Origin of the sequence: Paraburkholderia sp. J94, assembly GCF_905220285.1 — a bacterium.
Taxonomy (GTDB): Bacteria; Pseudomonadota; Gammaproteobacteria; order Burkholderiales; family Burkholderiaceae; genus Paraburkholderia; species Paraburkholderia tropica_A.
On the sequence record NZ_CAJMZH010000008.1, the window covers coordinates 118723 to 131063 of the forward strand.

10 protein-coding genes are annotated in these 12341 nt (G+C 66.0%); 3 read left to right on the forward strand and 7 right to left on the reverse strand.

Annotation, left to right across the window (positions count from 1 at the left end):
- Window positions 1–87 precede the first annotated feature (87 nt).
- The 3 genes from gpmA (at window position 88) to U4Y88_RS18550 (ending at window position 3821) form a co-directional block, all read left to right on the forward strand.
- Window positions 88–837 carry a 2,3-diphosphoglycerate-dependent phosphoglycerate mutase gene (gpmA, locus tag U4Y88_RS18540; protein ID WP_224010302.1) on the forward strand — a complete coding sequence of 250 codons (750 nt, stop codon included), beginning with the start codon at window positions 88–90 and terminating at the stop codon, window positions 835–837.
- A 479-nt stretch (window positions 838–1316) separates the two neighbouring features.
- Complete coding sequence (locus tag U4Y88_RS18545; RefSeq protein WP_310630733.1) at window positions 1317–2891, forward strand: S41 family peptidase; 1575 nt, start codon at window positions 1317–1319, stop codon at window positions 2889–2891.
- Between the two features lie 162 nt (window positions 2892–3053).
- A complete protein-coding gene (locus U4Y88_RS18550; RefSeq protein WP_224010300.1) occupies window positions 3054–3821 on the forward strand; it encodes a HesA/MoeB/ThiF family protein in 768 nt (255 codons plus the stop codon).
- Window positions 3822–3885: 64 nt separating this feature from the next.
- Here the strand turns inward: U4Y88_RS18550 and ptsP are convergent, their stop codons facing one another.
- The 7 genes from ptsP to U4Y88_RS18585 form a co-directional block, all read right to left on the reverse strand.
- On the reverse strand, window positions 3886–5622 hold the full coding sequence (ptsP, locus tag U4Y88_RS18555) for a phosphoenolpyruvate--protein phosphotransferase (protein WP_224010298.1): 1737 nt from the start codon (window positions 5620–5622) through the stop codon (window positions 3886–3888).
- Window positions 5623–5962: 340 nt separating this feature from the next.
- Complete coding sequence (locus tag U4Y88_RS18560; protein ID WP_065062107.1) at window positions 5963–6232, reverse strand: HPr family phosphocarrier protein; 270 nt, start codon at window positions 6230–6232, stop codon at window positions 5963–5965.
- 139 nt (window positions 6233–6371) lie between these two features.
- The gene (locus U4Y88_RS18565; protein WP_224010296.1) at window positions 6372–6965 is read right to left on the reverse strand and encodes a PTS sugar transporter subunit IIA; all 594 of its coding nucleotides are present in this window, start codon (window positions 6963–6965) and stop codon (window positions 6372–6374) included.
- Window positions 6966–7328: 363 nt separating this feature from the next.
- On the reverse strand, window positions 7329–8282 hold the full coding sequence (gene gshB / locus U4Y88_RS18570) for a glutathione synthase (protein WP_310630736.1): 954 nt from the start codon (window positions 8280–8282) through the stop codon (window positions 7329–7331).
- Window positions 8283–8398: 116 nt separating this feature from the next.
- Window positions 8399–9688, reverse strand: a complete 1290-nt coding sequence (gshA, locus tag U4Y88_RS18575) for a glutamate--cysteine ligase (RefSeq protein ID WP_065062103.1) — start codon at window positions 9686–9688, stop codon at window positions 8399–8401.
- 519 nt (window positions 9689–10207) lie between these two features.
- Complete coding sequence (locus tag U4Y88_RS18580; RefSeq protein ID WP_321785584.1) at window positions 10208–11686, reverse strand: ammonium transporter; 1479 nt, start codon at window positions 11684–11686, stop codon at window positions 10208–10210.
- A 54-nt stretch (window positions 11687–11740) separates the two neighbouring features.
- The gene (locus U4Y88_RS18585; RefSeq protein WP_006048089.1) at window positions 11741–12079 is read right to left on the reverse strand and encodes a P-II family nitrogen regulator; all 339 of its coding nucleotides are present in this window, start codon (window positions 12077–12079) and stop codon (window positions 11741–11743) included.
- Between the last annotated feature and the right edge of the window lie 262 nt (window positions 12080–12341).

The window sequence follows — 12341 nt, forward strand, 5'->3', positions numbered from 1 at the left end:
GCGCGAAACCCGATGGACCGGGCCGCCCTGGCTTGCTGGCCGTTCCCGTCCCCGATTACCGCTTCTTCACTACCGACCGGCATCCTCATGTACAAACTCGTACTCATCCGCCACGGCGAATCGACGTGGAACAAGGAAAACCGCTTCACCGGCTGGGTGGACGTCGACCTGACCGAACAGGGCAACCGCGAAGCCCAGCAGGCCGGCCAGCTCCTCAAGGCGTCGGGCTATGCGTTCGACATCGCCTACACGTCGGTGCTCAAGCGCGCGATCCGCACGCTCTGGCACGTCCAGGACCAGATGGACCAGATGTACCTCCCGGTGGTCCACTCGTGGCGTCTGAACGAGCGCCATTACGGCGCGCTTTCGGGCCTGAACAAGGCGGAAACGGCCGAGAAGTACGGCGACGAACAGGTGCTCGTCTGGCGCCGCAGCTACGACACGCCGCCGCCCGCGCTCGATCCGTCGGATGACCGCACGGCCTACAACGACCCGCGTTACGCCAAGGTACCGCGCGAGCAGCTGCCGCTGACCGAATGCCTGAAGGATACGGTCGCGCGCGTGCTGCCGCTGTGGAACGAGTCGATCGCGCCGGCCATCAAGTCGGGCAAGAAGATCGTGATCGCCGCGCACGGCAACTCGATCCGCGCGCTCGTGAAGTATCTGGACGGCATCTCGGACAGCGACATCGTCGGCCTGAACATTCCGAACGGCGTGCCGCTCGTCTATGAACTCGACGAGAACCTCAAGCCCATTACGCATTACTACCTCGGCGACGCCGAGGCGATCGCGGCGGCCCAGGCCGCTGTCGCGAACCAGGGCAAAAAGGCCGGCTAATCGCCGTCCCTCCCGTCCTGCCCGCGCATGACACTCACCAGCGCCCGCTCATCCGAGCGGGCGCTGGCCGTTTACCGGCGTAACCGCGTAAGCACGTGTGCGCGCCCCCACGTACCCGCCCACCCGCGCGGCGGCCGGCAACGTCGGCCACACTCCGCGCTGCTCGCGGCCTCGCTGACGGCGCCGCCAGCTTCGCGCCAGTTCTCCGCCACGCCCGCGTCCGGCAAGCACTCGCGGCGAATTTCACGGCACAATTCACGGCACGCGGCTTGCGAACCCGCCCGCTGCGCGGTTGTCGAACCCGCAACGTTCAGCCTCGCCGCGAGCTTCGATTCACGCCCGCGCATTCGTCGAACCCGACGCTGAACGCGCCTTGTACACAGACGCGGCAACTGTGCAGTTATACTTGTCCGTCGCTTTTCCATTAGACGCTGCCACGCGCCTTTTCTAACGCGCCTCGACCGCACGCAACAACCTCTATGCGAAAGAACCTGAAAAACATCGGCCTGATCGCCGCTGGCCTCGCGACCGGCGTATTTGCCACCCTGCAGATTTCCGCCTCGGCGCAGCAGACCCAGCAGACCGTGATCGAGCCGCTGCCGCTCGACCAGCTGCGGCTCTTTGCCGAAGTCTTCGGTCAGATCAAGCATGAGTACGTCACGCCGGTCGACGACAAGAAGCTCCTCACCGCCGCCATCAAGGGCATGGTGTCGAGCCTCGACCCGCACTCGTCGTATCTCGACAAGACCGACTACCAGGAACTCCAGGAACAGACCAAGGGCCGCTTCGCGGGCCTCGGCATCGAGATCTCCTCGGAAGACGGCCTGATCAAGGTGATCTCGCCCATCGAAGACACGCCCGCGTTCCGCGCCGGCATCCGTCCGGGCGACCTCATCACGCGCATCAACGACAAGCCCGTGCGCGGCATGACGCTCGACCAGGCGGTCAAGCAGATGCGCGGCGACCCGGGCACGAAGGTCACGCTCACGATCTTCCGCAAGACCGACGACCGCACCTTCCCGCTCACGATCACGCGCGCCATCATCAAGGTGCAGAGCGTGAAGTCGAAGATCCTCGCGCCGGGTTACGCGTACATCCGCATCACGAGCTTCCAGGAACGCACCACGCCTGACCTCGCAGCCAAGCTGCAGGACATCGCGCGCCAGGAGCCGAACCTCAAGGGCCTCATCCTCGACCTGCGCAACAACGGCGGCGGCCTGCTGCAGAGCGCGGTCGGCGTCGCGGGCGCGTTCCTGCCGGCGGACTCGGTTGTCGTCTCCACGAACGGCCAGATCCCCGACTCGAAGCAGGTCTATCGCGACAACTACGAGAACTACCGTCTGCCGTCGTTCGACGGCGATCCGCTCAAGGGCGAGGCGGCCGAGTTCAAGACCGTGCCGATGATCGTGCTGACCAACGCCTACTCGGCGTCGGCGTCGGAAATCGTGGCGGGCGCGCTGCAGGACCAGAAGCGCGCGCTCATCATCGGCAAGACGACGTTCGGCAAGGGCTCGGTGCAGACCGTGCGTCCGATGACGGCCGACACGGCGCTGCGTCTGACCACGGCGTACTACTACACGCCGAGCGGCCGCTCGATCCAGAACAAGGGCATCCGTCCTGACGTCGCGGTCGACCAGTACGCAGACGGCGATCCGGACGACGCACTCGTCACGCGCGAAGTCGACTACTCGAACCACCTTGCGAACACGCAGGACCCGGACGAGAAGAAGGAGCAGGATCTGCGCGAGCAGGAACGCATGGACATGCTGCGTCAGCTCGAGGAGCAGAACGACAAGAAGACGCCGGAACAGCGCCAGAAGGATCGCGAGCGCAAGCCGGTCGAATTCGGTTCGACTGACGACTTCATGCTCCAGCAGGCGCTGAACAAGCTCCAGGGCAAGCCGGTGACGGAATCGAAGTCGCCGATGGAGCGCCGCCTGTCGCAGCAGAAGCCGCCCACCTCGGCTTCGGCGCCCATCGCCGTCAAACCGGGCGCGCTGATCATGGCGCCGGGCGCTTCGGCACCGGCTCCGGCCTCGGCCCCCGCGAAGTAACACGCAGCATCCCGTAGCACCCTCCTTGCGGCCCCTGGCGCTTCGCGCGTCAGGGGCCGCAAGGCCATCTGCGCCAGCGCCGGTACAATAGGCAACCTGTACCCACGGCGCACGTCGCGGCCCTCCGGCCTTGTCGCTGCGCCTCGCACCGTGCGCCCCGCAATGAACGACGACCAACTCCTCCGCTATTCCCGCCATATCCTCGTCGACGAGATCGGCATCGAGGCTCAGCAGCGCTTTCTCGACGCGCACGCGCTCGTGGTCGGCGCGGGCGGGCTGGGTTCGCCCGCGGCGATGTATCTCGCGGCGTCGGGCATCGGCACGCTCACGCTCGTCGACAACGACACGGTCGATCTCACCAATCTGCAACGCCAGATCATGCACGAGACGGCGTCGGTGGGCCGCGCCAAGGTCGAGTCGGGCCGCGAGGCCGTCGCGCGCCTGAATCCCGAGGTGACGGTGAACGCCGTGCAGGCGCGTATCGACGACGCCTGGCTCGACGAGCAGGTGCCGAAGATGAGCGTGGTGCTCGATTGCACCGACAACTTCGCCACGCGCCACGCGATCAACCGCGCCTGCGTGAAGCATGGCGTGCCGCTCGTCTCGGGCGCGGCGCTGCGCTTCGACGGCCAGATCAGCACCTTCGACTTCCGCCGCGAGGACTCGCCCTGCTACGCCTGCGTGTTTCCCGAGGATCAGCCGTTCGAGGAAGTCGCGTGCTCGACGATGGGCGTGTTCGCGCCCACGGTGGGCATCATCGGCGCGATGCAGGCGGCGGAAGCGCTGCGCGTGGTCGGCGAGATCGGCACGCCGCTCGTCGGGCGGCTGATGATGCTCGATTCGCTGCGGATGGAATGGAACACGATGCGCATCGCGCGCCAGCCCGACTGCCCCGTTTGCAGCGAGCGACACGGCGAGCGGCACGTTTGAGCGCCCATGAAAAAGCCCCGGCATGCCGGGGCTTTTTCACTTTTGAAGCACTCGACGGCGCAGGTCACGCCTGCGCGAGACGTCCTAACGCCGCCTGCAATTCCTCAGGCTCGTAAGCCGCCAGCACATCGGCGACCGGCTTTTCAAGCGCCTTCAACTGCGAGCGCAGGATCTCCTGCTTCACCACCAGCAACTGACTCGGGTGCATCGAGAACTCGGTCAGGCCCATGCCGAGCAAGAGACGCGTGAGCTGCGGATCGCCCGCCATCTCGCCGCACACCGAGACCGGCACGCCCGCGCGCTTCGCCTCGCGCAGCGTGTGCGCGATCAGCTGAAGCACGGCCGGATGCAGCGGATCGTAGAGGTCGGCCACGGCGTTGTCGGCGCGGTCGATCGCGAGCGTGTACTGGATCAGATCGTTGGTGCCGATCGAGAGAAAGTCGAGCCGGCGCAGGAACATCGGCAAGGCGAGCGCCGCCGCCGGAATCTCGATCATCGCGCCGACCTGGATGTTCGGATCGTAGCCGAGGCCCGCGTCGTCGAGCTGACGCCGCGCTTCGCGGATCAGGTCGAGCGTCTGGTCGATCTGCTGCGCGTGCGCGAGCATCGGAATCAGGATCTTGATGTTGCCGAACGCCGACGCGCGCAGGATCGCGCGCAACTGCGTGAGGAACATCTGCGGCTCGGAGAGGCTCCAGCGGATCGCGCGCAGACCCAGCGCCGGGTTCGCGGCGGTCTCGTAACCGTCGCCGCTGAGCGAATCGAGCGGCTTGTCCGCGCCCACGTCGATCGTGCGGATGGTCACGGGCAGCCCGTTCATCAGCTCGGCCGCGCGCTTGTAGGCCTCGAACTGCTCGTCCTCCTCCGGCAACTGGTCCTTGTGATTCATGAACAGGAACTCGGTGCGGAACAGGCCCACGCCGGTCGCGCCCGCTTCGAGCGCCGCCTGGGCGTCCTCGGGCAGTTCGATATTCGCGTAAAGCTGGATGCGCGAGCCGCACAACGTTTGCGTCGGCGAGAACTTCAGACGCTGCAGCTTGCGGCGCTCGAGCGCCATTTCGCTTTGCCGGTAGGTGTACTCCTCCAGCACGATGGGCGCGGGATCGACGATCACCACGCCGTGATCGCCGTCGACGATGATGAGGTCGTCCTGGCGGATCAGCGCGCTCGCCTGCTGCACGCCGACAGCCGCCGGAATGCCGAGGCTGCGCGCGACGATCGCCGTGTGCGAAGTGCGGCCGCCCAGATCGGTGACGAAGCCCTGGAAGGTTTGGCCCTTGAACTGCAGCATGTCGGCGGGCGCGATGTCGTGCGCGACCACGATCATCTCGTCGCAGCTGCCGTGCAGCGGCGTGGGCGAAGCGCCCGCGAGCGCCTTGAGCACGCGTTCGACCACCTGCTCGATGTCGGCCTTGCGTTCGCGCAGGTATTCGTCCTCGACTTCGTCGAAGTGGCGCGTGAGGCGTTCGAGCTGTTCGGTGAGCGCCCACTCGACGTTGAAGCGGCGCGTGCGGATGAGGTCCATGGTCTCCTGCACGAGCATCACGTCGTTCAGGATCATGAGGTGCACGCCGATGAAGGCGCCCATTTCGCTGGGCGCGTCGGCGGCGAGGTCGGCGCGCAAGGTGTCGAGCTCCTGCTCGACGAGCTTGAGCGCGACCCGGAAGCGTTCGATCTCGGCTTCGATCTGCGACAGCTCGACCAGATAGTGATCGACGTCGAGCGCGGCCGGAGCGATCAAATACGCCCGCCCGATGGCAATACCGCGCGATACGGGAATTCCATGCAGCGTGAACGGCACGCGCACCTCCTCTGGTTATGTGATGCCGCGGCAAACCGCTGCAATGCGCACTCTCTGACCCCGACCGTCATTATAAATTCCGCCGCGTGCCGATGTTCCCTTGCGATACGTGTTTTGCAACGCCACAACGGCTTGCGGCGCGTGCCGATGCCTCGCGCATTCGTCTGACATGAAGGCGCGCGCGCAGATCGGTGCAGCAATGAAAACGCCGCGTCGGAACGCGGCGTGGAGAGGGGGTAAAGCGTTGAACGAAGCGTTGGCCGAAGCGCTGCTGTCGTCCGCTCAAAGCCGAGGCGGCTGGCGCAGGAAGAGGACCGCGCCGGACACGCTCATTCGTGCTTCACTGGCCTTCGCCGAACTTATCGGCGATCAGCTTGAGCAGCGCGCTCATGGCGTCCTGCTCGTCGGGGCCTTCGGTTTCGATCAGCACCGTGCTGCCGATGCCCGCGGCCAGCATCATCACGCCCATGATGCTCTTGGCGTTGATGCGGCGGCCGTTACGGCTCATCCAGATTTCCGACTGATAGTTACCGGCCAGTTGCGTCAGCTTCGCCGACGCGCGCGCATGCAGGCCGAGTTTGTTCACGATGGTCGTTTCTTGTTGCAGCATAGGTCGATCCAGACGCAGTGTAGGTTGGAGTGATGCGGTGAGATTGTGCGACGCCGTGGCCCGGCGTGCTCGCTGCGCGGCCTGCGCCGCGCGCGCTGCGGCGCGGCTCGCGCCACGCCGCCGTGATGCGGATGCCGCCTCAGGCTGTGCCAGCGGGCTTGAGCGCATCGGCGAGACGGCTCGCGAGGTCGCCGCAGCCGGCTTCGGCGAGTACTGGCGCTGCCGTTGCAGCCGTTGCGCAGCTCGCGCCCGCCACGGCGGACTTCGCCATGTCGGCGGCCGCGTCGGAAGCCGCTTCCGCGCACGGCGTGGGCGCGCAGCCGCAGTCGTTCACGGGTGGCGGCGTGCACGGACCGATGGTCTGCACGCCCTTGCTCGCGCCCGCGAGCGCCTTTTCGACGAGCGTGTCGAGCGGCGTCGCGCGGTAGCAGACCGCACGCACCAGCATCGGCAGATTCACGCCCGCGAGCACGCGCACCTGCGGCACCGTGGCGAGACGCGCGGCGATGTTCGAGGGCGTGGCGCCGAACATGTCGGTGAGCACGAGCGCGCCGTTTTCCTCGCGCAGACGCTCGATTTCGGCGTTGGCCCGGGCGACCACCTCGGCGGGGTCGCTGTCGGGCAGCACGTCGAGTGCGCCGATGCGCGCCGGACAACCGCCGTAAATATGGGCAATGCACTCGCGCAGCGCGGTGGCGAGCGGTGCGTGGGCGATGATGAGAATCCCTGCCATGTCAGCTTGACTGCAATAAACGGCTTCGGATGATGCTGGCGCCGACCGGTGGCCAGCCGTGGGCCATCAGGGTCGGAACGTGCTCGGGCGCGCTTTCTGGCGATGCAGCACGCGCGTCCCGGAGACGGACTCGCGGCATTGTAGCAGGCTCATTTTCGCGCAGACCATGCGGTTTTGCTCGCGGTTTTCATTCCGCTCGCATCAACCTCACCCAACGTGCAGCGCAGTTTTTGTGCCTTGCAGCACCGCGCTACGCGCCCTCACCCCTCAGATGCCGTCGCGGCGCCCGGAATCAAGCGCCGCGCTGCCGCGTTTCGAGCGTCTCCTCGAAACGCGGCATGAAGCCATCAAACCGACGCAGACTCAAGCCGCCGCGCGCTCCAGCGCGTCGATGAACATCGCGGCCACGTCGAAGCCGGTCTGCTCCATGATCTCGCGGAAGCAGGTCGGGCTCGTGACGTTGACTTCGGTGAGCCAGTCGCCGATCGCGTCGAGACCCACGAGCAGCAGCCCGCGCGCGGCCAGCGTCGGCCCGAGCGCCTTGGCGATCTCCATGTCGTGCGCCGTGAGCGGCTGCGCGCGGCCCAGACCGCCCGCGGCCAGATTGCCGCGCACCTCGTTGCCCTGCGGAATGCGCGCGAGCGAGTACGGCACCGGTTCGCCGCCGATCAGCAGGATGCGCTTGTCGCCGTCCTTGATCTCGGGGATGAACTTCTGCGCCATCACGCTGCGGCGGCCGTCTTCGCTCAGCATCTCGATGATCGAGCCGAGGTTCATGCCGTCCGCCTTCACGCGGAACACGCCCATGCCGCCCATGCCGTCGAGCGGCTTGAGGATCACGTCCTGATGTTCTTCGTGGAATTTGCGCAGACGCGCGGCGTCGCGCGTGACCAGCGTGGGCGCGACGAACTGCGGGAATTCACCGATCGCGAGTTTTTCCGAGTGATCGCGAATCGCCTGCGGCTTGTTGAAGATTTTCGCGCCCGCGCGCTCGGCCAGTTCCAGCAGCCACGTGGACGTGACGTACTCCATGTCGAACGGCGGATCCTTGCGCATCAGCACCGCGCCGAACTCCGTGAGCGCGCGCGTGGTGTCCGTGGCCGTGAACCACGGCGCGCGATGCAGGTCCGCCGTATCGCCGACGATCTCGACGCGCCGCACGTCGGCTTCCACGCGACCGTTCACCCAGGCGAGCTGCTGCGGCTCGCACGCATAGAGCGTGTGGCCGCGCTTCGCGGCCTCGGCCATCATCGCGTAGGTCGAATCCTTGTAGATCTTGAACCGCTCGAGCGGATCGGCGATGAAGAGAATGTCCATGTCGTCCCTGCTGTATCCGTGCTGTTTCGTGATGTGATGACAGCTGCGCCCGCACAGGGCGGGCGCAGCGTCGTGTTATCCGTCGTGTCGTGCCTGGCGCCGGTCCGCGCCGGCCATCAGACCTGGATCGCTTCCGGGTCGGTCTTTTCGAGCTCGACCGATGCCGCCAGCAATCCGAGGCGCGCGACCACGCCGTACATGTAGAAGCGGTTCGGCGGCGCCGCGCCCGGCTTCGCGCGCGTGTCGGGCAGCGCCGTGTGCTCGAAGCCGAGCGGCACGAAGTGCATGCCGGGCGCGTTCAGGTTCTGGTCGCGCTCGCGGCTGCCGTGCGCGCGGTAGAAACCGCCCACCACGTAGCGGTCGATCATGTAGACGACCGGCTCGGCCACTTCGTCGCCGATGTGCTCGAAGGTGTAGACGCCTTCCTGCACGATCACGTCGTGCACCTCGAGCCCGTCCTTCGTGGCCGACATCTTCGCACGTTCGCGCTTGGTGAGCGCGGCGACCTCCGAAGCGTCGTGCACCGTCATCACGCCGCGGCCGTCGGTGCCCGCGTCGGACTTGATCACCACGTAGGGCTTTTCGGTGATGCCGTACTCGCGGTACTTCTTCGCGATCTTCTTGAGCACTGCGTCGATGGCGGTCGCCAGTTGCTCCTCGCCCGTGCGCGCCTCGAAGTCGACGCCTTCCACGTGCGCGAAGTACGGGTTGATCATCCACGGATCGACGCCGACCATCTTCGCGAACTTCTTCGCCACGTCGTCATAGCAGGAGAAGTGCGTGGATTTGCGGCGCACCGCCCAGCCCGCGTGCAGCGGCGGCAGCAGATACTGCTCGTGCAGGTTCTCCAGCACGGGCGGAATGCCGCCGGACAGATCGTTGTTCAGAAGAATCGAGCACGGGTCGAAGTTCTTCAGGCCGAGACGGCGCTGCGAACGTTCGAGCGGCTCCAGCACGATCTTCTGGCCGTCCGCCAGCGAGATCGTGACCGGCCCGGCGATGGTTTCGTCGAGCGTGCCGAAGCGCACGTTCAGGCCCGCCTGACGCATGATCGTGGCGAGCCGCGCGACGTTCTCCAGATAGAACGCGTTGCGCGTGTGCTGCTCGGGAATCACGAGCAGATTCTTGGCGTCCGGGCAGATCTTCTCGATGGCGGCCATGGCGGCCTGCACGGCGAGCGGCAGCACTTCCTGCGGCAGGCAGTTGAAGGCGCCCGGGAACAGATTGGTGTCGACCGGCGCGAGCTTGAAGCCGGCGTTGCGCAGATCCACCGAACAGTAGAACGGCGGCGTGTGCTCCTGCCATTCGAGGCGGAACCAGCGCTCGATGGCCGGCGTCGCGTCGAGGATGCGCTGCTCCAGTTCGAGGAGCGGGCCATTCAACGCCGTGACCAGATGCGGGACCATATGGGATTACTCGCGGACGAAAGCTTATTGGATTGTAGGGAAACCGGTGGTCTATCTGGGGACGATTGCGCCGGATGCAAGACGCGTTCTCCTTACGCCATGTAGGGTGATGCGCGGCCAGGCCTCGGGCGGTTCGTCACCCCGGCGCGCCGCCGGCCCTCCCTTCATTCCTGGTGAATATCCATTCTGGACCGCGTGCGCCGTCGCGCGCAATGGAGTCCCACGAAATGAAGGGACACTTTCTCGGCAACTTGCCTGCAACTTCGCCGCAACGTCCCCGCAATTTCCCCCATACGCAGCTAACGCGCGCCGCGCGCCTTTATTCCCACATCGCGAAACGAGGGAGCAAACCGCGCGCCCGCGTTGCGGCAGCCATCGCACGCACAAAGCTCGCAAAAAAAGAAAGGGCCCGTCACGAGGACGGGCCCAAGTCGCTGTGCTCCAGTAGTGCCTTTACTGCCTTTACTGCCTGTACTGCCCTACAACCTTAAACCATGAATCGGATCCGTGATCGAACGCTTATTCGACGCGCTCGCCGTGCAGGATCACGTCCAGACCTTCGCGTTCCTCTTCTTCCGTGACGCGCAGGCCCATCACCATGTCGATGACCTTCAGCAGGATGAAGCTGACCACGCCGCTGTAGATCAGGGTCGTCGCGACGCCCTTGATCTGCAGGATCACGCTGCCGTCGGCGCCGCCGATGTCCTTGACCGCGAACACGCCGGTCAGGATGGCGCCGATGATGCCGCCGATGCCGTGCACGCCGAATGCGTCGAGCGAGTCGTCATAACCGAACTTGTGCTTGAGCCACGTAGCCGACCAGAAGCAGACCACGCCTGCCACCACGCCGATCACGATCGAGCCCATCACGCCGACGAAGCCCGAAGCCGGCGTCACCGCAACCAGACCTGCCACCGCGCCCGAAGCGATACCGAGCACCGAAGGCTTGCCCTTGGCGATCCACTCCGCGAACATCCAGCCGAGCGCCGCGCATGCCGTGGCGATCTGCGTCGTGAGCATCGCGAAACCGGCACGGCCGTCAGCCGCCACTGCCGAACCCGCGTTGAAGCCGAACCAGCCCACCCACAGCATGGCCGCGCCGATCAGCGTGAGCACGAGGTTGTGCGGAGCCATCACTTCGCGGCCATAACCGACACGCTTGCCGAGCACGAGGCAGCACACGAGACCGGCCACACCGGCGTTGATGTGCACCACCGTGCCGCCTGCGAAGTCGAGGATGCCTGCGCTGGCGAGCCAGCCGGTCGGTTCCCAGACCATGTGCGCGATCGGCGCGTAGACGATGACCGACCAGAGCGACATGAACACCAGCATCGCCGAGAACTTCATGCGATCCGCGAACGCACCGGTGATGAGCGCCGGGGTGATGATCGCGAACGTCATCTGGAACACGAAGTACACGCTTTCCGGGATGGTCGGCGCGAGGTGGCTGACCGTCAGCGTCGTCGCCTTGTCGCCCTTGATGTAGTTCATGCCTTCAAGGAAGACGCGCGAGAAGCCGCCGATGAACGAGCCGCCCGGCGTGAACGCCAGCGAGTAGCCGATCACCGTCCAGATCACCGTGACGACGCAGGTGATCGCGAAGCTTTGCATCAGCGTCGCGAGCACGTTCTTCTTGCGGACCATGCCGCCGTAGAACAGCGCGAGACCCGGGATCGTCATGAACAGCACGAGCGCCGTGGAGGTCAGCATCCAGGCGGTGTCGCCCGAGCTGATCTTCGACGAATCGACCGAGAACGGCGCGGTCGGTGCGGCGGGCGCGGCGTCGGCGGCCGGCGCGCTGGCGGCGGCGCCGGATGCCGCGTCGGCGGCGGGTGCGGAGGCGGCAGGCGCTGCTGCGGCCGCCGAAGCGTCAGGGGCAGCGGAAGCTGCGGGAGCCGACGCCGCGGCCGGCGCCGAAGCGTCGTCCGCGAGGGCGGCGCCGATGCCGCCGGCGAGCAGCGAGCCGGCCATCAGCAGGGACATCAAAAGTTTGCGCATCTCGGTTTCCTCTTGTCTCTCTCGTCTATCGACTATCGCGTGTGCTGCTGGTGGTCAGAGCGCGTCTGCGCCGGTCTCGCCGGTGCGGATACGGATGACCTGTTCGATGGGGGTGACGAAAATCTTGCCGTCGCCGATCTTGCCCGTGCGCGCGGCGCGTTCGAGCGCCTCGATCGCCTGGTCGACGATGTCGTCGGACACGGCGGCCTCGATCTTCACCTTGGGCAGGAAGTCGACGACGTACTCCGCACCGCGATACAGCTCGGTGTGGCCCTTCTGACGGCCGAAGCCTTTCACTTCGGTGACCGTGATCCCCGAGACGCCGATGGCCGACAGGGCCTCGCGCGCCTCATCGAGCTTGAACGGCTTGATGATTGCTGTAATCAGTTTCATGTAGTCCTCGCTGTAGTTGCTTCATCCCGTGTTTATTTCTGCAACGGGCGCCTGCGGTGCGGGTCTCGCCCCGCTGGCGCACCGCGAGCCAGCCGTTTTTCGGTGCGCGGGACGGTATTAGCAACACCCGTGCCAATTCGATCGGCCGAAGTTTTTGACAGAGTTCGATGCAGGATTGGCGCATCCCGTGGACAATGCGCGATCCGCGTGCGCAGGCCCGCGCGCGAACGACCTGCCGACGACGCCAAACGCGGTCCAGGCG

Bases quoted from the DNA above. Each gene is read 5' to 3' on its own strand.
- gpmA (WP_224010302.1), top strand. From the start codon at position 88: ATGTACAAACTCGTACTCATCCGCCACGGCGAATCGACGTGGAACAAG.
- U4Y88_RS18545 (WP_310630733.1), top strand. From the start codon at position 1,317: ATGCGAAAGAACCTGAAAAACATCGGCCTGATCGCCGCTGGCCTCGCG.
- U4Y88_RS18550 (WP_224010300.1), top strand. From the start codon at position 3,054: ATGAACGACGACCAACTCCTCCGCTATTCCCGCCATATCCTCGTCGAC.
- U4Y88_RS18560 (WP_065062107.1), bottom strand. From the start codon at position 6,232: ATGCTGCAACAAGAAACGACCATCGTGAACAAACTCGGCCTGCATGCG.
- U4Y88_RS18565 (WP_224010296.1), bottom strand. From the start codon at position 6,965: ATGGCAGGGATTCTCATCATCGCCCACGCACCGCTCGCCACCGCGCTG.
- gshB (WP_310630736.1), bottom strand. From the start codon at position 8,282: ATGGACATTCTCTTCATCGCCGATCCGCTCGAGCGGTTCAAGATCTAC.
- gshA (WP_065062103.1), bottom strand. From the start codon at position 9,688: ATGGTCCCGCATCTGGTCACGGCGTTGAATGGCCCGCTCCTCGAACTG.
- U4Y88_RS18580 (WP_321785584.1), bottom strand. From the start codon at position 11,686: ATGCGCAAACTTTTGATGTCCCTGCTGATGGCCGGCTCGCTGCTCGCC.
- U4Y88_RS18585 (WP_006048089.1), bottom strand. From the start codon at position 12,079: ATGAAACTGATTACAGCAATCATCAAGCCGTTCAAGCTCGATGAGGCG.